Annotated in this window: 22 protein-coding genes; 9 read left to right on the top strand and 13 right to left on the bottom strand. The window is 66.9% G+C overall.

Translation table 11 applies throughout. The features are described 5' to 3' along the window. Window positions 1-12 precede the first annotated feature (12 nt). On the bottom strand, window positions 13-1,320 hold the full coding sequence (locus DEQ92_RS02735; protein WP_004977387.1) for an ABC transporter substrate-binding protein: 1,308 nt from the start codon (window positions 1,318-1,320) through the stop codon (window positions 13-15). A 180-nt stretch (window positions 1,321-1,500) separates the two neighbouring features. Here DEQ92_RS02735 and DEQ92_RS02740 point away from each other — a divergent pair, with 180 nt between their 5' ends. Beyond that, window positions 1,501-2,340 carry a proline dehydrogenase family protein gene (locus tag DEQ92_RS02740; protein WP_115820388.1) on the top strand — a complete coding sequence of 280 codons (840 nt, stop codon included), beginning with the start codon at window positions 1,501-1,503 and terminating at the stop codon, window positions 2,338-2,340. A gap of 30 nt (window positions 2,341-2,370) precedes the next feature. Here DEQ92_RS02740 and DEQ92_RS02745 read toward each other — a convergent pair whose 3' ends face one another. Further along, window positions 2,371-3,090 (bottom strand): helix-turn-helix domain-containing protein, encoded by a 720-nt coding sequence (locus DEQ92_RS02745; RefSeq protein ID WP_004977390.1) that lies wholly within the window; start codon window positions 3,088-3,090, stop codon window positions 2,371-2,373. A gap of 132 nt (window positions 3,091-3,222) precedes the next feature. Here DEQ92_RS02745 and DEQ92_RS02750 point away from each other — a divergent pair, with 132 nt between their 5' ends. Continuing rightward, window positions 3,223-4,749: an aldehyde dehydrogenase family protein gene (locus DEQ92_RS02750; protein WP_004977392.1), complete on the top strand. Its 1,527-nt coding sequence runs from the start codon at window positions 3,223-3,225 to the stop codon at window positions 4,747-4,749. 53 nt (window positions 4,750-4,802) lie between these two features. On the opposite strand, the gene DEQ92_RS02755 is transcribed toward DEQ92_RS02750, so the two are convergent. The 4 genes from DEQ92_RS02755 to DEQ92_RS02770 all read right to left on the bottom strand — a co-directional run bounded on the left by DEQ92_RS02755 (window position 4,803) and on the right by DEQ92_RS02770 (window position 6,491). After that, window positions 4,803-5,120, bottom strand: a complete 318-nt coding sequence (locus DEQ92_RS02755) for a hypothetical protein (protein ID WP_049905233.1) — start codon at window positions 5,118-5,120, stop codon at window positions 4,803-4,805. A gap of 427 nt (window positions 5,121-5,547) precedes the next feature. Further along, on the bottom strand, window positions 5,548-5,979 hold the full coding sequence (locus DEQ92_RS02760) for an SRPBCC family protein (RefSeq protein ID WP_004977395.1): 432 nt from the start codon (window positions 5,977-5,979) through the stop codon (window positions 5,548-5,550). 43 nt (window positions 5,980-6,022) lie between these two features. Further along, complete coding sequence (locus tag DEQ92_RS02765) at window positions 6,023-6,247, bottom strand: hypothetical protein (protein ID WP_004043755.1); 225 nt, start codon at window positions 6,245-6,247, stop codon at window positions 6,023-6,025. 61 nt (window positions 6,248-6,308) lie between these two features. Continuing rightward, the gene (locus DEQ92_RS02770; RefSeq protein ID WP_004043756.1) at window positions 6,309-6,491 is read right to left on the bottom strand and encodes a hypothetical protein; all 183 of its coding nucleotides are present in this window, start codon (window positions 6,489-6,491) and stop codon (window positions 6,309-6,311) included. Between the two features lie 154 nt (window positions 6,492-6,645). On the opposite strand from DEQ92_RS02770, the gene DEQ92_RS02775 reads away from it, so the two are divergent. Beyond that, a complete protein-coding gene (locus tag DEQ92_RS02775; RefSeq protein ID WP_115820389.1) occupies window positions 6,646-7,824 on the top strand; it encodes an LEA type 2 family protein in 1,179 nt (392 codons plus the stop codon). Window positions 7,825-8,007: 183 nt separating this feature from the next. Next, complete coding sequence (locus DEQ92_RS02780) at window positions 8,008-8,451, top strand: hypothetical protein (RefSeq protein WP_004977401.1); 444 nt, start codon at window positions 8,008-8,010, stop codon at window positions 8,449-8,451. 45 nt (window positions 8,452-8,496) lie between these two features. Here DEQ92_RS02780 and DEQ92_RS02785 read toward each other — a convergent pair whose 3' ends face one another. Then, on the bottom strand, window positions 8,497-9,528 hold the full coding sequence (locus DEQ92_RS02785) for a phosphate uptake regulator PhoU (protein WP_004977402.1): 1,032 nt from the start codon (window positions 9,526-9,528) through the stop codon (window positions 8,497-8,499). A 318-nt stretch (window positions 9,529-9,846) separates the two neighbouring features. Between DEQ92_RS02785 and DEQ92_RS02790 the strand changes: the two genes are divergently transcribed. After that, the gene (locus tag DEQ92_RS02790; RefSeq protein WP_004977403.1) at window positions 9,847-10,221 is read left to right on the top strand and encodes a carboxymuconolactone decarboxylase family protein; all 375 of its coding nucleotides are present in this window, start codon (window positions 9,847-9,849) and stop codon (window positions 10,219-10,221) included. A gap of 78 nt (window positions 10,222-10,299) precedes the next feature. Here DEQ92_RS02790 and DEQ92_RS02795 read toward each other — a convergent pair whose 3' ends face one another. The 6 genes from DEQ92_RS02795 to DEQ92_RS02820 form a co-directional block, all read right to left on the bottom strand. Beyond that, window positions 10,300-11,364 carry an ATP-NAD kinase family protein gene (locus DEQ92_RS02795; RefSeq protein WP_115820390.1) on the bottom strand — a complete coding sequence of 355 codons (1,065 nt, stop codon included), beginning with the start codon at window positions 11,362-11,364 and terminating at the stop codon, window positions 10,300-10,302. Between the two features lie 306 nt (window positions 11,365-11,670). Further along, window positions 11,671-12,363 (bottom strand): molybdopterin-binding protein, encoded by a 693-nt coding sequence (locus tag DEQ92_RS02800; RefSeq protein WP_004977406.1) that lies wholly within the window; start codon window positions 12,361-12,363, stop codon window positions 11,671-11,673. Between the two features lie 87 nt (window positions 12,364-12,450). Then, window positions 12,451-13,206: a DUF5803 family protein gene (locus DEQ92_RS02805; RefSeq protein WP_115820391.1), complete on the bottom strand. Its 756-nt coding sequence runs from the start codon at window positions 13,204-13,206 to the stop codon at window positions 12,451-12,453. 4 nt (window positions 13,207-13,210) lie between these two features. Beyond that, on the bottom strand, window positions 13,211-13,888 hold the full coding sequence (locus DEQ92_RS02810; protein WP_004977408.1) for a DUF2110 family protein: 678 nt from the start codon (window positions 13,886-13,888) through the stop codon (window positions 13,211-13,213). Further along, window positions 13,889-14,419, bottom strand: a complete 531-nt coding sequence (locus DEQ92_RS02815; RefSeq protein WP_004977409.1) for a transcription factor TFIIE subunit alpha — start codon at window positions 14,417-14,419, stop codon at window positions 13,889-13,891. It abuts the gene before it with no gap. An 85-nt stretch (window positions 14,420-14,504) separates the two neighbouring features. After that, on the bottom strand, window positions 14,505-15,047 hold the full coding sequence (locus DEQ92_RS02820) for a tRNA (cytidine(56)-2'-O)-methyltransferase (RefSeq protein ID WP_004970839.1): 543 nt from the start codon (window positions 15,045-15,047) through the stop codon (window positions 14,505-14,507). Window positions 15,048-15,199: 152 nt separating this feature from the next. Between DEQ92_RS02820 and DEQ92_RS02825 the strand changes: the two genes are divergently transcribed. From DEQ92_RS02825 to DEQ92_RS02840, 4 genes are all read left to right on the top strand, one after another. Beyond that, a complete protein-coding gene (locus tag DEQ92_RS02825) occupies window positions 15,200-16,099 on the top strand; it encodes an SDR family oxidoreductase (RefSeq protein WP_115820392.1) in 900 nt (299 codons plus the stop codon). A gap of 74 nt (window positions 16,100-16,173) precedes the next feature. Further along, window positions 16,174-17,121 (top strand): NAD-dependent epimerase/dehydratase family protein, encoded by a 948-nt coding sequence (locus DEQ92_RS02830; RefSeq protein WP_004977411.1) that lies wholly within the window; start codon window positions 16,174-16,176, stop codon window positions 17,119-17,121. A 105-nt stretch (window positions 17,122-17,226) separates the two neighbouring features. Then, complete coding sequence (locus DEQ92_RS02835) at window positions 17,227-17,973, top strand: DUF2797 domain-containing protein (RefSeq protein WP_115820393.1); 747 nt, start codon at window positions 17,227-17,229, stop codon at window positions 17,971-17,973. A gap of 60 nt (window positions 17,974-18,033) precedes the next feature. Beyond that, window positions 18,034-18,471 carry a hypothetical protein gene (locus DEQ92_RS02840; protein WP_004977413.1) on the top strand — a complete coding sequence of 146 codons (438 nt, stop codon included), beginning with the start codon at window positions 18,034-18,036 and terminating at the stop codon, window positions 18,469-18,471. Window positions 18,472-18,479: the final 8 nt, after the last annotated feature.

Below are 18,479 nucleotides of genomic sequence, written 5' to 3' on the forward strand. Positions count from 1 at the left end.
GTGCGTGCATGGTTAGCTCGTGATGTAGTCGCCGAAGACGTACTCGTGGTCCTGGACGCTGTAAATCTGGTAGTAGCCCGGCGGGTCGCCGTTCTCGTCGAGGTCGACCGGACCGCTGACGCCCTGATAGTTGATGTCGCTCGGCGAGCCGCCGTCGCGCAGGACGGCCGCGGCCTCCTCGAAGTTGAAGACCTCCTCGCCCTCGGGGCGGGTCACGTCGCGGACGACCGACGAAAGCGCCTCGCCGGAGAACTCGTCGGCCGCCTCGATGGCGAGCGCCGCCACCGTGACGGCGTCGTAGGCGTAGGCCGACCAGACTGTCGGCGTCGCGTCGTAGTTCTCTTCGAACGCGGAGACGAAGTTCTGGTAGTTCTCCTGGTCCTGCGGGGCGCTCTCGGTGATACCCTTCATCCCGTCCATGCTCCCCGGGGCCGTGTTCTCGATGATGGAGTCGGCGACGGTTGACTCCGCGCCGTAGTAGTCGACGGTCGTGTTGTAGCCCTGGTCGAACCCCTCGTTGACCATGACGGTGTACTCGTTCGCGTAGGTGATGAAAATCCACGCCGAGGCGTCCGTCGAGGCCATCTCGGTGAGGATGCCGCTGTACGACGACTGACCCTGGTCGTGGGGCTCGTTGTAGGCGACGGTACCGCCGAGTTCGGACTCGAACGTCTCGGCGAACACGTCCGACAGCCCCGTCCCGTAGTCGTTGTTGATCCACGTGACGGCGACGGTGTCGTGGCCGTCGTCGCTGACGAGGCTGGCGAGCGCCTGCCCCTTCGCCGCCCCCGAGGGACTCATGCGGAGCAGCTCCGGCCGCGACGTGAGTTCGGGGCTCGTGCTGTTCTGGCTGATCTGGACGACGCCGGCGTCGTTGGTGACGCTGTCGTGGATGGCGATGGAGACGCCCGAGCCGACGGAGCCGATGAGGAGCGGCACGCCGTCTTGGTTGACGAGCTTCTGTGCGCCGTTGACCCCGCCCTGATTCGTACTCTCGTCGTCCTCGACGGAGATTCTCAGCGACCCACCCTCGGAGCCGATGCCGACATCGTTGATGGCGGCGAGCGCGAGTTCGCGACCGCGAGTGTTGCGCTCGCCGTAGGGCGCGAGCGACCCGGTGAGCGAATCGACCATGCCGATGGTGTACGACTCGCCGCTGCCACCGCTTTCCTCGGTCGTCGTGGTCTCCTCGCCGCCGCCACCGCCACTCTCCTCAGTCGTCGTGGCCGTGGTCGTGTCCTCGTCTTCGCCTTCGAGACAACCGGCGGTCGCCCCGACAAGTGAGAGTCCCGACAGCTTCAGCAGCGTTCTGCGGTCCATGTCGTGTGGTGACATAACAAGCTATGCTCCCCAATTATCGTAAATATACCTGTAACCGTCCATGGTCGGTGCGGCGAAACCCGCCGGACGAAACGAGCATCCGCGTTTTATTTCACCAATATTTTTCAGAATTATTTGGTAGGGTCTCTCTTTAGGGTACGTGTCTCACAATAGCCGGCCATGATACCCCCCATCGCGAACAACTTCGTGGCGGGTGAGACGGCCGACGGGGCGGTCTCGCACGTCGAGTCCCTGAACCGCGACGGCATCGCGGGGATACTGAACCTGCTCGGCGAGCACTACACCGACCGGGCCGACGCCGACGCCGACGCCGACGCGTACGTCGACCTCGTCCGCCAACTCGGCGCGACGAGCCTCGACGGCTGTGTCTCGGTGAAGCCCTCGCAAATCGGCCTCGACATCGGCGACCGCGCCTTCCGGGAGAACCTCGACCGCATCGTCGACGCCGCGGACGCCGAGGGCGTGTTCGTCTGGGTCGACATGGAGGACCACGAGACGACCGACGTGACCCTCGACGCCGTCGACGACCTTGGCCACCGGACGGGCGGGAACGTGGGCGTCTGCGTGCAGGCGAACCTCAAGCGCACGCGCGACGACCTCGAACGCCTCGCGGAGGTGCCCGGGAAGGTCCGTCTCGTCAAAGGCGCGTACAACGAGCCCGCGTCCATCGCGTACAAGGAGAAGTCGAAGGTGGACGAGGTGTACGAAGAACTCCTCGAGTACATGTTCACCGAGTTCGACGACGGCGTCGCGGTCGGCAGTCACGACCCGCACATGATCGCACACGCCCGCCAGCTCCACGAACAGTACGGGACGCCCTACGAGGTACAGATGCTCATGGGCGTGCGCGAGGACGGCCAGCGCGACCTCGCGGACGCCGACATCGAGATGTGGCAGTACGTCCCCTACGGGGACAAGTGGTTCTCTTACTTCTACCGGCGCGTCCGCGAGCGGAAGTCGAACGCGCTGTTCGCGCTCCGCGCCGTCGCCGGCATCTGAGTCGGAACGGGGACCTCGGCTCGCCTCGCGCTACTGCGGGTCGAGCAGTTTCGATTCCGCCTTTCGGAGGTGTTCGAGCAGCGTCGTCTTCGAGATGTCCATCTCGGCGGCGAGTTCGCGGGTGGAAACCTCGCGGGGCCAGCGGTAGTAGCCTTCCTCGCGCGCGAGTTCGAACGCCTGCCGCTGACTCCGGGTGAGCGTGTCGAGCCGCCGACTGCGCTCCGGTTCCGCGCCCTCGGACGTGGAGATGGAGGCGACGCGAATCTCGGCTCCGGTCTCGTCCATGACGGTCTCGATGCGCGGCTGTATCTCCTCGCGCGCGCCCGCGAACCAGACTTCCCACCGCTCTCGGCCGTTTTCTATCTGCGTGGGGGCGCTGTGGACGAAGCCCTGCTTGAGCAACTGCGGACACATCATGTCGCTCGGGTCGTACTCCAAGAAGAACTCGCGGGCGACCGGGCCGGGCGCGACGTGCTTTCCGCGGGAGTCGAACCGCTCTTGCAGTTCCAACACTTCGCCGGTGAGGTCCGAGTCGGCGATGACGTCGAGGAGCGTTTCGACCTCGTCGAGCGACTCGCCGTAGGCGGTGAACAGCCCGTTCGACCGCTCGACGCCCGCGGTTGGGGCGTCGTAGATGGCGTGTGCGAGGATGCCGCCGTCGTACTCGCTCGTCGATTCTATCGCCCAGCAGTTCGGATGCCACAGGTCGAGCGTGAGGCGCGTGCCTTCACCTGACGTGCGCTCGCTCATACACCGGGTAATACGCCGCTACGTAAGATGTTGTCTGTGGTCGCTCGGGGGCGGACCGACGCGTCGACTCGGGCGCGTCCCTTCCATGGGAGGGTCCGGGGTTATTAATCCTAGTTGTGAGTCTAGAGTCATATGCCGCAGGACGAATATCGACACTATATCGACGGCGAGTGGACGGACGGAACCGGCGACGAGACGTTCGAAAGCACGAACCCCGCGACGGGCGAGTCGCTGGGGACGTTCCGACGAGGGACGCCCGAGGACGTCGACGCCGCGGCGGCCGCGGCCGACGAGGCGTACGAGGAGTGGCGCGAACTCTCGCACATCGACCGCGCGGAGTACCTCTGGGACATCTACCACGAACTGCGCGACCGCACCGAAGAACTCGCGGAGGTCGTCACCAAAGAGTGCGGGAAGGAGATTTCCGAGGGCCGCGCCGACGTCATCGAGGCGTACCACATGGTCGAGTGGGCCGCGGGCGACGCCCGCCACCCCAAGGGCGACGTGATTCCCTCCGAGATTCCCGCGAAGGACGCCTACATGCGCCGCAAGCCCCGCGGCGTCGTCGGCTGTATCACCCCGTGGAACTTCCCCGTCGCCATCCCCTTCTGGCACATGGCCGTCGCGCTCGTCGAGGGCAACACCGTCGTCTGGAAGCCCGCCGAGCAGACGCCGTGGTGCGGTCAGATTATCGCCGAGATGTTCGAGGACGCCGGCATCCCCGACGGCGTGTTCAACATGGTGCAGGGCTTCGGCGACGCCGGCGCGACCATCGTCGACGACGAGCGCGTCGACTCCGTGCTGTTCACGGGCTCCGCCGAGGTCGGCCACGAGGTCGCGAGCAAGGTGGCCCAACAGCCCGGCAAACTCGCCGCGTGTGAGATGGGCGGCAAGAACAACATCGTCATCACGGAGAAGGCGGACCTCGACATCGCGGTCCACTCCGCGACGATGTCGTCGTTCAAGACCACCGGCCAGCGCTGTGTCTCCTCCGAGCGCATCGTCGTCCACGAGGACGTGTACGACGAGTTCAAGGAGCGCTTCGTCGAGAACGCCAAGAGCGTCTCCGTCGGCGACCCGCTCCGCGAGGACACCTTCATGGGCCCCCTCATCGAGGAGGGCCACAAGGAGAAGGTCACGAAGTACAACGAACTCGCGGAGAAGGAGGGCGTGAACGTCCTCGTCGACCGCACCGAACTCGACGCCGACGAGATTCCCGAGGGCCACGACGACGGCCACTGGGTCGGACCGTTCGTCTACGAGGCGGACCCCCACGACGACCTCCGTTGCACCCACGAGGAGGTCTTCGGCCCCCACGTCGCCCTGCTCAAGTACTCCGGCGACATCGAGGACGCCGTCGAGATTCAGAACGACACCGACTACGGTCTCGCCGGTGCCGTCATCTCCGAGGACTACCGCCAGATCAACTACTTCCGCGACCACGCCGAAGTCGGCCTCGCCTACGGGAACCTCCCGTGTATCGGCGCGGAGGTCCACCTCCCGTTCGGCGGCGTGAAGAAGTCCGGAAACGGCTACCCCTCGGCCCGCGAAATCATCGAGGCCGTCACCGAGCGCACCGCGTGGACGCTCAACAACTCCAAGGAGATTCGCATGGCGCAGGGCCTCTCCGCGGACATCAAGACCAAAGAAGACGAGTAAGGTCGGTCACCCGCCGCGGCCCCGCATCTGTCCCACGTTTTCGTTCCGTCGTTTCACCCGTCGTCCGCAGACTCTTCCTCTCCGCGAGCGGCCGCCGTAACGTAGACGCCGGGCATCTCCGTCTCCTCGACGGTCAGCGTCACCTCCTCGTCCTCCTCGGCCGGGCGGTCGGTCACGACGGTCACCGCTTCGATGGGGTCGCGGCGGACGAACGCCCAGACGAGGTCGAGTATCGAGGGGTGACCGCCCTTCCGGATGACGAGCACGTGCCGCGAGTCGGCCAGCGCCCGGAGTTCCGGCGACAGGTCCTCTTCGTCGAGTTCGTCCGGCGGGATGGCGTGCAGCACGTCGCCTCGAATCGTCTCGGTCATGGTGTCTCCACGGCCCCCGGCGGAAAGAAGCGTGCGCTCCGAGGCGCGGCCGGTATCGGCGACCGACGGCGCCGTGGCTCGGAGCGAAGCGGTCGTCAAAAGGCGGAGGCGAATTCGCCTCCCACCGAATCTCGTGTCACCAGTTGGCGAAGTGAGACGAGGGGAGTGCCCCCACCGGGCTTGGGGGCGTGAAACGACGTGGCCACGTCGTTTCGGATGCCGCAACGGACCCCGAAACGTTGCGGCGGGTGCGGCGGATGTGGAGTCGCCGACGACTGGCGAGAAAAGCGCCTATTGCGTCGGCGACTTTCGCTTAGGAGCCGCGATGTATAAACCCACCGCAACAGGGGTTCCCACGCCCCGTGAGCGCACGGTTCCCGCGGTTCGTCGCTCCGGACTCACCGTGAATGAGCGGTCGTCTCCGGCCTCAGGCGGTCGCTTCGAACTCGCGCCGGAGCGCCGATTCGAGGTTGTCGAGTTCGCGGTCGAGGTTGCGCTCGAAGAACGCCTCGACACCCGGCAGCCGGCCGTCGACGATGAACTCGTTGACGAGGCGGCTGCCGCCGTCGTGCTCTTCGATAGTGTGTTCGCCCGTCACTCGCATCACCCGCGACTTGCCGACGAACTTGACGTGCGTCGGCTCGTCGACTTCGATGTCTTCGGTCTCGACGGTCACCGTCGAGCGGATGAGCGGAATCGGCAGTTCGAGGTACCACGTCGCGTGGCGGCCGTCGTCGGCCACGTCGAAGCGGTCGACGACGCTGATAGCCCCCGCTCGCTTGGCCGGGTCGGCGATAAACTCCCAGACGCGCGCGCCGGGAGCGTCGAACTCGAAGGTTCGTTTCACGCGGACGGTCATGGGATACCATCACACCTCCACAGTAAAAAGCCGTGGAATCGCCTCAGCTTCGGGTGACGCGCCACGTCGTCGAGCGGGCGCGTCCCCACTTCTCGATTTCGACGTCCTCGGACTTCTCGGCCAGCCGCGGCAGACGGGACCCGACCTGCTTCGCGGTGAGACCGATGGCTTCGGCGATGTTCTTCGCCCGGAAGTAGCCCTCTCCACGGCTGACGCTGTCGCGGAGGTAGGCGAGAATGCGTTGTTCCTCGTCGGTGTACTCAGTCATCCTCGGGCCGTCTAGGGAATGGGCGTTATTAACGGTTACCCGTGTTCCTCAACGTTGATAGCTACTGGAACAGATGCGCACCGCAGACTGCCAGCGAGGCCGCGATAATCGCGACCATGAATCCGAGCGCCTTCGTCAACTGGTCCGGTCCGGCGACCATCAGCCCTGCGCCGACGAGCGTGAGCACGCCGAACAACGCCGCAAAGCCGATGGACTTGTCGGATTGCACCGTCTTGGTTTCCATGTTTCCGACCTTCGCGGGTGCGCACTTAGTTCATTCGACACCGCCTGTCGTGGGGCGGCGTGACGGGGGCGCGAGGCGTGCGGTGCGGTCCCACGGACCGACCCCGCGCTCGGCCGTTCGACATATGTACCACTAGTCTCGTGTGTCCACAACGATGGGACTGACATCCGCGCTGTTCGGCGGAAAACTCCGTATCGCACTCGTCGCGCTGGTGCTCGTCGCGGCCGGCGTCGGCGGGGCGTACGCGACCGGCGTCATCGGCGCGCCGAGCGTCGACCGGGTCGACAACCGGTTCGCCGGGGTCAACCAGACGGCGACGGTCATCGAGACCGACCTGTACGTCTCGAACCCCAACCCGCTGTCCGCGAACCTCTCGGGCCTCGAAGTCGACTACGGCGTCGAGATGAACGGGATTCGGATGGCGACGGGCGAGAAGGAAGGCGTCTCTATCGGGCGGGGGACCTCGGCGGTCCCGCTCCGGACGACCCTCGAAAACGAGCGCATCCCCGAGTGGTGGGTCTCGCACATCCAGAACGGCGAGCACACGGACCTCGTCGTGGACGCCAACGTCTCCTCGGAGACGCTGGGACAGACCTTCCAGGCGCCCGAGATAACCCGGAGCATCGACACCGACCTGCTGTCGGCGTTCAACTCCACGGAGACCCGCGAGATAGACGCGGACTCGCCGGTCGTCTCGGACCCCGTGTTGTACGTCAACGAGACGAGCGCCGAGTGGGGCGAGTCCACGGGCGGGCGCACGGCGCTCGAACTCACGTTCGTCGTCCACAACCCCAAGCCGTACCCGATTGCGGTCTCCGAACTCGGCTACGACATCTCCATGAACGACGTGGACGTGGGCGAGGGGACGACGAACTCCGAGTACGTCATCTCCCCGAAGTCGACGGAGACTATCGAGGCGACGACCTACATCCAAAACGACAAACTCGACGAGTGGTGGGTCTCGCACCTCGAACGCGACCAGACGACCGACCTGCGCATCGACTTCTACGCGAACCTCGACGCCGGCGGCACGACCCTCCGCGTGCCGCTCGACCCGCTGACCTACGAGAAGACGTTCGAGACGGACATCTTCGGAAACAAGGCGGCGTCGGCGGGGAACGAGACGGCGACTGAGACGACGACCACGGCGACCGAGACGACCACGGAAACCGCGACCACCTCGACCGCGACTACAACTGAGACTTCGACAGATACCGCGACTGCGACGACAACGACGACAACGACGACAACCGAGACGACAACGACCACGTCGGACGACGAGACCACCACGTCGGACGGCGGGACCACCACGACGGACGACGGCCTCCTGTAGCGGCCGCGTTCCGCCCCGCGGCGGCGGGGAGTCGAACCGTCGTTCGACCGTCCCGATTCGCCGAGAAATCTTCGGTGATTCCTGACTCAGCCGACAACCCTTTACCGTCGGACGAGATATTCGATGATATGACACGGAGTACCCACGCTCCTGATCGAGTTCTTCTCCCGTAATGAGAACCCTGTGTCCGTCGAGAGCGACGACGAAACCATCGTCGTCTCCTTTGGCGACCAGTCCTGTGAACTGTCCCGAGACGCCGCTGCCGACCTGCAGGAGGCTATCGGCTCGGCGCTGACCGAGAAACGAGAGTTCTTCCGCACGGCCGGCGAGTACCGTCGGGACGGCAGCTACGTCGTCTCCCGCCGCGGCGCGGACTCCACCGGCAACGCGAAGGTGTTCACCAGCTTCGACGAACTGCGTCGGCTGTACGACCGCCTGCCCGAGCGCTTTACGGCCGAGGACATCGGCCGAACCGGCATCACGGGGTCGCGGCGCCACATGATACTCCGGCACTTCGGCGAGCATCCGGCGTTCGACTGCCGCATCGCCAGTCGCAACCCGCTGACGGGCGAAAAAGAGTCGTCCGAGACCGAGAACAACGAGGCGATGGAAGTCATCGCCGACTGAGCGCGACGGCGCGCCGCCCGCGGTCTTTCGTTCCTCAGTCGTTTCTCAGTCTATCGTGACGTGGTCCGACTCCTCGTTGAGCGCGAGGTTCGACGCGATTTCGGCGTTCCGCATCGCGTACTGCGCGGTCTGCTGGAGGCTCACGAGCACCTCGCGAATCTGGAGGAGCTTCTGGTTTTCCATCTCCGGGAGGTCGTTGAGGATGTCGCGCTCGCGGTCGCTAATCTCGCGGAACAGCTCTCGGCACTCGATGGTGAGGTCGTAGTCGCGCTCGACGACGGCCCGAACCGCGGTCGTCGTAATCTCGTCGACGTGGTCGGTGAACTCGCGGATGCGCCGCATCGTCGACTGGTCGACGTCGATGGTGTGCCCCTCGGCGTCCATGACGATGTTGGCGATGTCCTCGGCGTTGTCGGCGGTCAGTTCGAGGTTCTTCGCCACCGAGCGGTAGCCGATGAGCGGGAAGCCGGAGTCGAGGCCGACCGCCCGCGCGAGGTTGGGGTTCTGGTAGGACGTGAAGATGAGCCGGAGCAGGAGGACGAAAATCTTGTTCGCCTGTCGCTCGCGGTTGAGCGCCCGCTGGGCGAGGTCGGGGTTGCCGTGGGCGAGCGCCTTGATGGCCTCGCCGCGCATCGTGCTCCCCGTGTTTTCGAGGCGCTCGAGCAGATTGTCGAGGGTGAAGTCCTCCGCGTCGACCGAGCAGCGAATCGCGATTCGCTCGGGCGTCTCCTCGATGACGCCGAGGCCCATGAGCTGGGTCTCGGCCTTGTAGACGGCGTTGATGTGGTCCGAATCGAGCGCACCCTCGCTTTTCTCGATGTGGATGACGCGCCGTCCGAGGACGTACTGCGCCACGATGGCGCGTTCGAGCGCCTCCGCGTTCAGACTGTCAGCGCGAATCGTCGCCTTCGAGTCCTCCGTGTTGACCGACTCGGGAAGCACGGTCAGCGTTCCCTTGCCGCTCGTCCGAATCGTCACCTCGTCGCCCTTCTCGACGTTGTGTTCCTTGGCCCACTCCGCTGGAAGCGTCATCGCCAGCGTGGAGGGACCGAGACGCTGGACTTTCCGGGTTTCCATGTCAGTCAGAATCCATCCAATGACCTTAAATCTCACTATATTACACCCTCCATGAATAATGCCTTGTGGTTCTCATTGGAGATGGTTCCAAATATTAAATCATTCACGTCGAGCGTCCGGGACGGGGGGAGAGAACCGTCCCGTAGACCGGCGTATTAACGGCGCATTTCTCCGGAACGTCGTCGATACGGACAGATTATGACTGTCCATACGGTTCATAACTTTACTGCTCCGACACCTCGTAATAAGTACCTCCCTAGCGACAGGACTGCGGAGGTAACGGGGAGCAAGATGGTATCGAAAACCACACGACAAGAGATGGAGGGAATGCTCGGTCAAGTCCCGGGTTGGATGGAGAGCTTGGCCGAACCGGCGAGTGAGCACAGTTGGGGGCTCTTCCGCGACCTCAACCTCGGGAAAGACACCGAACTATCCGGGCGAGAGAAAGCACTCATCGGGGTCGGCGTCGCGGCCGCGACCAACTGTCCGTACTGTACCTACTTCCACAAAGAAGAGGCACGGTTGGACGGCGTCACAGACGAAGAACTCCGGGAGGCCGTCAACCTCGCCGCCGACACGAAGTACTTCTCGACGGTTCTCCACGGGAACGAGACCGACCTCGACGATTTCAAGACCGAAACGGACGAAATCGTCCAGTACATCACGGAACAACAGGCACCGGCTGACGACTGACGAGACGGTCGACGGGAGCGGCCTCTCGCTCGATTTTTCTGTTGGCGCGACGAGTCGACCGCGACTGAGGTGCGCCGCTCACTCGATTTTCATCATCCGTCGCTCGACCCGGCCCACGCGGACTTTCGTCCACCCGCGGAGGTCGGCGTCGAGGACCGGGTCGTCGGTGTCGACCCGGAGGACCGGAATCGCGTCGAGTTTCGACCGCGAGGCGACGACCGACACGTCGCAGCGGCGAATCACGTCGGGGGAGAGTTGGGGGTTGCCGCGGCCGAAGACGAACCCCTGTCCGCCGATGGGCGTGACGACGATGACGTTCTCCTCGCCGAGACTCGTCAGAATTTCGGCCTCGGTCGCGTCGCGGGCGAGCACCTCGCCGTCGCGGTAGACGTCGACGCCGAGCGGCGACCCGTCGATTCCCAACTCGGCTTTCACCGCGCCGACGGTGCTTCCGGGCCCGAGGACGTAGGTGACGCCCTCGGTCGCACGGATGTCGTCGGCGACGCCCGCGGCGAGCGCCTCGACGGTCCCGCCGCCGGTCTGTTTCGACGACTGGAGGTCCTCGGCGACGGGGACGTGCGCGACCGCCCGAAGCTCCGGCCTGACCTCGCCGGCGCGGTAGTCGTCCTCGTCGATGTCCATGACCTCGCGGGCCTCGGTCCGCTCGAACGAGGTGACGACGTGGGCCGCGTCTTCGGGCGAGACGGCGAAAACGGAGGAGTAGACCTTCACGCCCGCGGGGACGCCGAGCATCGGGACGTCGGTCCCGTCGAGCGCCTCGGCCACGTCCGCCGCGGTGCCGTCGCCGCCGACGAACAACACGAGGTCCGCGTCGGCGTCGACGAACGCCTCGACGGCGGCGACGGTGTCGGCCGCGCTCGTCTCGTCGCCGGACGGACCGCCGAGCACGTCGGGGTCGAACCCGGCGTCTCGGGCGGCCGACGCGCCCATCTCTCCGCCCCACGCGAGCAGTTCCGCCTCGGGGTCGGCCTCGAAGAGCCGCGAGAGCGCCCGTCGCGCCCGCTCCGGCGACCGCGGCTCCGCGCCGCGCGCTCTGGCCTCCTCGACTTTCCCGTCGGTTCCCTTCAGGCCGACCCGGCCGCCCATCCCCGCGACGGGGTTGACGACGACACCGATTCGCATGACTGAACGAACCCGCGCCCGGGGGAAAAGCGACGCGGTAGCCCGCGGTCGAACCGCCCGCCGCGAGCGGCGGTGCCGCGGGCAGCGCGCGTCGACCACGGCGGCGACGTTCAGCCCGGGCCGACCGTCGCCGGAACCTCACCGTTTAACAAGGGGACCGAGCAATTGTCATCCATGATTCCGTTAGAATCCGCCGGACAGGTGCTGCCGACCTCGGAGACGGCCGCGACCGTGCTTCTCGTGGGTATCCTCATGACCGCCGGGTGGCTCTGGTACCTCCAGCGCTGACCCGTCGGCCGACCGACCCTATTCTTCGTACGACTCGACTCGCGCTTCGAGCCACGCGGCCGCCGATTCGACGGTCCCCTCGTCGGCCCCGGCGAGTTTGATTCTGACGTGGTCGCCGGGGTAGCTCCCGACGGTCACGTCGAACTCCGATTGGACGGCCTCGAACCGCTCGATGAGCGAGCTTTCGGGCTCCGACGTGTGGACGAACCGGACGTGAGTCCGCTCGCCCGCGAACTCGTCGGCGACGCGGGCGAACATGGCTTTCATCTCGCCGGGGACGCCGGGGAGCACGTACACCGAGCCGACGACCGCGCCGGGCGCGACGCCCTCGTCGTTCGGGAGCATCCGCGACCCCGCGGGAAGGTCGGTCGTCCCCTCCACGAGGTCTGCCGCGGAGTAGCCGCCGTTCGTCTCCAGCCACTCTTCGGCGTCGGGGTTCCGCTCCAGAGAGCGACCGAACGCGGCCGCGACGGCCTCCATCGTCACGTCGTCGTGGGTCGGCCCGAGCCCGCCGGTGACGACGACGGCGTCGTACTCGGCGTGGTATTCGTTTACCACGCGGGCGATGTCGGCGACACGGTCGGGGACCGTCGTCACGCGCTCGACGGAGACGCCCCGCTCTGTCAGTTCCGTGCACAACCACGCGGCGTTCGTGTTGACGGTGTCGCCGGCGAGGAGTTCGTCCCCGACGGTGACCACGGCGACTTGCATATCCCGAGGTAGCGGGCTGCGAGGCAAAAAAGCGTTCACACCGGCGAGCCGAGTCGGCCGACCGACGCCGCGTCTGTCGGGCGTCCGTCAGCGGTCGTCGTCTTCCACGTCCAAGCCGAGTTCCTGTCGGCGGTCGCGGAGCGCCTGAATCTGCCGGCGATAGTAGAGTATCCCCGCGCCGCCGACGAGCACCGAGACGGCGGCGACCGCCGCGAAGATGCCGAGGTCGCGCTGGAGGTAGAACTGCACGACGACGTTCCCGTCGGTCACCTCGGGCCACCGGATGTGGACCCGGTCATCGACGACCTCGGTCTCGTAGCCGGACGGTCGAACCGCCCCGAATATCGGGAAGTCGACGCGGCGGTCGGCGGGCAGGACGACCTCGTAGCTCCCCTCGACGAAGACGGGAAGCGAGAACCGCTTCGGCGAGGACGACGAACTGAACGCGACTTTGCCGGCGCTCCCGGCGTCCGCGGGGAGCGTGACGTTCGTGATGCGGTCGTTCTGGGTCACGTCGCCGCCGCGGGCCTTCAGTTCGGTCCCGTTGATGACGGTCCCGTTCTCGTAGCGGTAGCGGACCGCCTCGACCGGAAGCGGCGTCCGACTGCCGAAGCCGTCGAACCGGTAGAGCTCGACGAACGAGTCGTTCATCTCGTAGACCGCGCGGAATCGGCCGTTGTCCTGGACGGTGATGTGCGCGTCCGTCTCGGCGGTCCACGCGTACTCGCCGTCGGGCGCGGCGTCGAGTCGGTCGTTCGAGACGCTGGAGGTGCCGCCGAGACAGCCGGCGGTCACGAGGAGGAGGGCGAGCGCGGCGATACCGACGAGGAGTCGCCTGTTCATCGTCTTACTGGCCGATGACGCACTTCAGTTCGGCCGGCAGGTACGAGCCGATGCTGGCGAGGAGGCCCGGCGGGTCGGTCTCGTCCCGGCAGACGATGCTCTGTTCGAGGAGGCCGAGGCGCTCGACGGTCACGATGTCCTTCGCGTGACCAGCGCGGTTGACCGTCGCGCGGACCTCGCCGCGGGTCGCGCTGTTGACGTTGACGCGACCGCTGCCGCGGGTCCAGTCGTAGAGGCGGTCGACCTGCTCGTCGGCCAGCCGCGAGGGCTCGTCGTCGCCGCCGTAGACGAACGTCAGCGGCATGTGCTGGACGAGGCCGAAGCGGTCGCGAATCTGGGTCGCGGAGCCGCGGCCGAGGCCGAGTTCCTCGGTCGGGATGCGCACCTCGATGCCGGCGTCGAGGACGAAGCCGTCGTCGTCCCAGTGTTCGAGCGTGCCGACGTAGGTCTCACCGGCCGAGAGGTGCGGCGTGACTTCGCCCCACTCCTCGCGGAGGACGTTGCGCGCGACCGTCTCGTCGTCGCCGGAGACCGTCACGGAGATGAAATCGTCGTCGCGGACGCCGATGTCGTACTCCACGTCGAGGTCGCCGATGTCGTTGGCGACGAGCGAGGTGAGGCTGTCGAGCGCGCGGTCGCGGGCGTCGCCGTCGATGTAGCACTTCGTTGCGAGAACGACCATTCAGTTCGTCCCCGTCACTTCGACGTTGAGCTCGTCTCGAAGCTCTTCGATGCGTCGTTCCATCGCGTCGACGAGGTCGTCGTTGTCCATCGGTTCGAGGGGCGCGCCGGTCTCGGGGCACTGGAAGCCGAGCTCCATCGCCTCGGAGAACTCGAAGCGGATGCCGGCGGGCTCCGAGAGGTAGAACTCGTGGTCCCGCTCGTAGTCGAGTCGCTCCTCGAGCGCCTCGAGGAGGCGGTACATCTCCTCTTCGAGGTTCTCGGGGATGTTTTCGTAGTGGAACGTCCAGAGGTAGGTGAGCCAGCCGGAATCCTCGTCGCGGACGCGACGATACGACGCGAGGTCGTTCTCGTAGAGGATAAAGAGCGCACGACGCACGTCGTTGAGCTCGAGCCGCAGTTCCTCGGCGAGTTCCTCGTCGGTGACCTCGCCGTCCGGGGGTGCCGCCGCGACCGGCATCCCAGTGGGCCCAACCAACTCGTGGAGGTACTTCTGGATAACAGGGTCGTTCAGTAACTCCTCAAAAGCCATTGTGCGAAATGGCGTCAGGAACGCCATTAAGTCTTATTACTCCCGGGCAGCGGAGAACCGCCGGCGGGCGCGCCGACGCGTCCGATTACTCCTCGTCGGCCGGGACGACTTTCTTGCCCGTCGCCATCGGGACGACCCGGTTTTCGGCGTCTTCCCACTCGCGGTCGAGCTCGCGCCCGTCGAACAGGCGGTCGAGGAACACCGCGAGGCCGGCGACCTCCGAGTGCGGCTGGTTCGTGACGCCGACGTTCCAGTCCGCCCCCTCGTACACCTCGAAGGGGACCTTCTCCCCGCCGACGACGACGAGAAGCGGTTCTTCGGCGTGCGCCTCGCGGATGTCGGCCTCCACGTCCTGAACGCGCTCGCCGTACATCGTGAGGTGGACGACCTTGCCCTCCCAGTTGCGGATGACGCCGTTGAGCGCCTCGGTGAGTTCGACCTCGAAGGGGCCGCCGAACCGGCCCGTGATGTCCTCGACGGTCTCCATCGAGTGGCCGGCGTTGTCCGGGAGGATGACCCGGTCAGCGCCGAGCGCGCGGGCCGTCAGGCCGACGTGCGTCGTCATCCGGTCGTCGCGCCCCGGCCGGTGTCCGTACCGGAGGACGGCGACCTCGGGTTCGTTGTGCATGTCTCTCCGAAGACGGCGGGGGAAAGTGGCGCTTTCGGAACGCGGGCGGCGGCGCGGCGGTCCCTCGCTCGTTCGTCTGTTCGTCCGCCCGTCCGTTCGTCCGCCCGTCCCAGCGGTCGAGGTTTATCTGCGCGCCCGCCGCAGACGTATCCATGAGCCACCGCCCCGAAGTCGGCGCGGGCGTCGAGCGCGCCGACCTGTCGAACCGAACCGTGCTCGTGACCGGCGCGACCTCCGGCGTCGGCCGCGAGACCGCGCTCGCCCTCGGTCGTCTCGGTGCGACCGTCTTCGTCCACGGCCGCGACCGGGACGCGGGTCGGACCGTCGCCGCGGCCGTGGAGGACGCCGGCGGCGACGCGGTCTTCTTTCGCGCCGACCTCGCCGAACGGGACACCGTGCGCCGCCTCGCCGAGGCGGTTCGCGACCGGACCGACCGCGTGGACGTGCTCGTCAACAACGCCGGCGCGCACTTCTCGACGGGCGAACTGACCGCCGACGGCGCGGAGAAGACGTTCGCCGTCAACCACCTCGCGCCGTTCGTCCTCACGCACGGGCTCCGCGACCTGCTTCCCGACGACGGCCGCGTCGTCACCGTCTCCTCGGAGGTCCACCGCCGGTTCGAGGGCCCGCTCGACGCGACGAGCCTCGACGACTACGACGGCCTCGACGCCTACGCCCGGTCGAAACTGGCGAACGTCCTCTTCACCGTCGGGCTCGCCGACAGGCTCGACGGCCCGACCGCGAACTGCTGTCACCCCGGCTTCGTCCCGTCGAGCGGCCTGTGGCGCGACGCCTCGCTCCCCGTCCGCGCCGGGGTCGGCCTGCTCTCCCGACTCCCGCACCGACTCGTCGGCGGCTTCGCGGATACGCCGGCGACGGCCGCCGACACGCCCGTCTACCTCGCCGCGTCGCCGGCCGTCGCGGGAGTGACCGGGTCGTACTTCTCCGACTGCGCGCCGGCCGAGCCGTCGGCCGCGGCGACCGACCCCAAGCACGTCCGAGAACTGTGGCGGCTGAGCGAGGACCTGACCGGAATCTCGTGGCCCCGGTAGCGCGGGCCGTCACCGACGCCCGGCCGCGGCCCGGAGGGGAAACGGACTTATCACTCGGTCGAATCATCTGAGCCATGTCGCTGGAACTCTCCGACAAGCGCGTCCTCGTGACCGGGGGCGCGGGACTCGTCGGCTCTCACCTCGCCGCGCGCCTCTCCGAGGACAACCACGTGGTCGTCGCCGACGACCTCTCGAAGGGGGACCGCGAGCAGGTCCCCGACGGCGTCGAGTTCGTACAGGCCGACATGACCGACCCCGACGACGTCGCCGAGGCCGTCACCGAGGACCTCGACATCGTCTTCCACTTCGCGGCCTACACGGACACGAACTACGGCAACCCCCGACAGCTGTTCGAGGAGAACACCGAGATGACCTACAACATCCTCGAACGGATGCAGGAAGTCGGCGTGTCGAACATCTCCTTTACCTCCTCGTCGACGATTTACGGCGAGGCCCCTCGACCGACGCCCGAGGACTACGCGCCGCTCGAACCAATCAGCATCTACGGCTCCTCCAAGCTCGCCGACGAGGGCCTCTTGTCGACGTTCGCCCACTCCTACGACGTCACGGTCTACATGTACCGCTTCGCCAACATCGTCGGCCCGAACCAGCGCGGCAACGTCATCCCCGACTTCATCGAGAAGCTCCTCGAAGACCCCGAGACGCTCGAAATCCTCGGCGACGGCCGACAGGAGAAGTCCTACCTCCACGTCGAGGACTGCATCGACGCGATGTGCCACATCGTCGAGCACGCCGAGCGCGACTACAACGTCTACAACCTCGGCACGCGGACGACCACCTCGGTGACGACCATCGCGAACATCGTCGCCGACGTGCTGGACCTCGACCCCGAGTTCGAGTACACCGGCGGCGACCGCGGCTGGACCGGCGACGTGCCGAAGATGCGCCTCTCCATCGAGAAGCTCTCCGCGCTCGGCTGGGAGCCCGACGGGTCGAGCGACGAGGCCGTCCGCCGCGCGGCCGAGGAACTCGCCGAAGAGCTCCGCGCCGAGTACGAATAACGCCGACCGATACCCGCGGCCGACACCGCGGGGCGACGCCCGGCGGGCCCCGCAGTTCGCCCCGGGAGCGAGCCACCTTTCTACCGCGACTCCCTACCCCGGAGCGTGCAGGTCGTCGGCTACGATACCGGAACTCCCGCGCTGTTCGTGAGCGAGAGCGGCGGCATCGACTCGGTCGCGCTCGACCCCGGCACCGAACTCGACTACCGCCTCGGCGAGCGCCACTGCGCGGGCACCGTCCACGACGACCGACACGTCTCCTGCGACAACGACCGCGCACCCTACTGCTCGGACCACCGCCACACGTGGGTCTGCGCGAAGTGCACGGGGACGTGTCTGAAAGACGAGATGGACTGCTACGAGGACCACGCGGTCTACCTCGCGGCGTTCGCCCCCGACACGTTCAAAGTCGGCGTCACCCGCGAGTGGCGGCTCGACACCCGCCTGCGCGAGCAGGGCGCGGACCGCGCGGCCCACGTCCGAACGTTCTCCGACGGTCGCGTCGCCCGCGAGTACGAGGCCGAACTGGCGACCGAGATTCCGGACCGCATCCGCGTCCCGACCAAAATCGAGGGGTTCGGCCGGGCGGTCGACGCCGCGGCGTGGGACGCCCTCGTCGCCCAGTTCGACCCCATCGAGACGTTCGCGTTCGACTACGGTCTCGACCTCGACGGCTCGCCGGTCGCAGAAACCGTCGCCACGGGAACGGTCCGCGGCGTGAAGGGGCGCGTGCTCGTCCTCGACCACCGCGGGACGACCTACGCGGTCGACATGCGCGACCTCGTCGGCCACGAACTCGGCGACGGCGGGACCGACCGCGACCTCCAGTCGAGCCTCGGCGCGTTCGGGTGAGCGACGTCACGATTCTCAGAGACCGTCAGCACTTTCCGGGAGGACGGCCAACTCGCTCTCATGGCTGACGACGAACCCGCAGACGAGACGCAGACGCCCGACGAGGGCGACGACGGCGAAGAGGAGAAGTCGTTCCGCGAGCGGGTCGAAGAGATTCGACAGCGCCGCGAGAAAGAGCGCGAGGAAGGCGAGCGCCCCGACCCCGAAGAGATGATGGGCGGCGGCGGCCCCGGCGGCATGGGCGGCGGCGGCAACCCGTTCGCGCAGATGATGAGCGGCATGATGGGTGGCGGCGGCCCCGGCGGTATGGGCGGCGGCGGCGGCCCCGGCGGCATGGGCGGCGGTCCCGGAAGTATGGGCGGCGGCCCGCGCGACCCCGAGCAGGGAAGCGGAAGCGACGAACAGCTCGTCCGCGAGGTCCGACAGCTCCGCGACGAGGTCCGCGACGTGAACCGCGAACTGCGCCGCATCGCCGACGCGCTCGAAGGTCGCGACTAACGCGGTTT

This window comes from Haloferax sp. Atlit-6N (assembly GCF_003383195.1).
GTDB lineage: Archaea > Halobacteriota > Halobacteria > Halobacteriales > Haloferacaceae > Haloferax > Haloferax gibbonsii.

Excerpts from the sequence above, each read along its gene's own strand:
- DEQ92_RS02785 (WP_004977402.1), bottom strand. The coding sequence starts at position 9,528 with ATGGAAACCCGGAAAGTCCAGCGTCTCGGTCCCTCCACGCTGGCGATG.
- DEQ92_RS02815 (WP_004977409.1), bottom strand. The coding sequence starts at position 14,419 with ATGGCTTTTGAGGAGTTACTGAACGACCCTGTTATCCAGAAGTACCTC.
- DEQ92_RS02770 (WP_004043756.1), bottom strand. The coding sequence starts at position 6,491 with ATGGAAACCAAGACGGTGCAATCCGACAAGTCCATCGGCTTTGCGGCG.
- DEQ92_RS02820 (WP_004970839.1), bottom strand. The coding sequence starts at position 15,047 with ATGCACAACGAACCCGAGGTCGCCGTCCTCCGGTACGGACACCGGCCG.
- DEQ92_RS02735 (WP_004977387.1), bottom strand. The coding sequence starts at position 1,320 with ATGGACCGCAGAACGCTGCTGAAGCTGTCGGGACTCTCACTTGTCGGG.
- DEQ92_RS02760 (WP_004977395.1), bottom strand. The coding sequence starts at position 5,979 with ATGACCGTCCGCGTGAAACGAACCTTCGAGTTCGACGCTCCCGGCGCG.
- DEQ92_RS02740 (WP_115820388.1), top strand. The coding sequence starts at position 1,501 with ATGATACCCCCCATCGCGAACAACTTCGTGGCGGGTGAGACGGCCGAC.
- DEQ92_RS02755 (WP_049905233.1), bottom strand. The coding sequence starts at position 5,120 with ATGACCGAGACGATTCGAGGCGACGTGCTGCACGCCATCCCGCCGGAC.
- DEQ92_RS02750 (WP_004977392.1), top strand. The coding sequence starts at position 3,223 with ATGCCGCAGGACGAATATCGACACTATATCGACGGCGAGTGGACGGAC.
- DEQ92_RS02805 (WP_115820391.1), bottom strand. The coding sequence starts at position 13,206 with ATGAACAGGCGACTCCTCGTCGGTATCGCCGCGCTCGCCCTCCTCCTC.
- DEQ92_RS02800 (WP_004977406.1), bottom strand. The coding sequence starts at position 12,363 with ATGCAAGTCGCCGTGGTCACCGTCGGGGACGAACTCCTCGCCGGCGAC.
- DEQ92_RS02830 (WP_004977411.1), top strand. The coding sequence starts at position 16,174 with ATGTCGCTGGAACTCTCCGACAAGCGCGTCCTCGTGACCGGGGGCGCG.
- DEQ92_RS02795 (WP_115820390.1), bottom strand. The coding sequence starts at position 11,364 with ATGCGAATCGGTGTCGTCGTCAACCCCGTCGCGGGGATGGGCGGCCGG.
- DEQ92_RS02775 (WP_115820389.1), top strand. The coding sequence starts at position 6,646 with ATGGGACTGACATCCGCGCTGTTCGGCGGAAAACTCCGTATCGCACTC.
- DEQ92_RS02790 (WP_004977403.1), top strand. The coding sequence starts at position 9,847 with ATGGAGGGAATGCTCGGTCAAGTCCCGGGTTGGATGGAGAGCTTGGCC.
- DEQ92_RS02745 (WP_004977390.1), bottom strand. The coding sequence starts at position 3,090 with ATGAGCGAGCGCACGTCAGGTGAAGGCACGCGCCTCACGCTCGACCTG.
- DEQ92_RS02825 (WP_115820392.1), top strand. The coding sequence starts at position 15,200 with ATGAGCCACCGCCCCGAAGTCGGCGCGGGCGTCGAGCGCGCCGACCTG.
- DEQ92_RS02765 (WP_004043755.1), bottom strand. The coding sequence starts at position 6,247 with ATGACTGAGTACACCGACGAGGAACAACGCATTCTCGCCTACCTCCGC.
- DEQ92_RS02840 (WP_004977413.1), top strand. The coding sequence starts at position 18,034 with ATGGCTGACGACGAACCCGCAGACGAGACGCAGACGCCCGACGAGGGC.
- DEQ92_RS02810 (WP_004977408.1), bottom strand. The coding sequence starts at position 13,888 with ATGGTCGTTCTCGCAACGAAGTGCTACATCGACGGCGACGCCCGCGAC.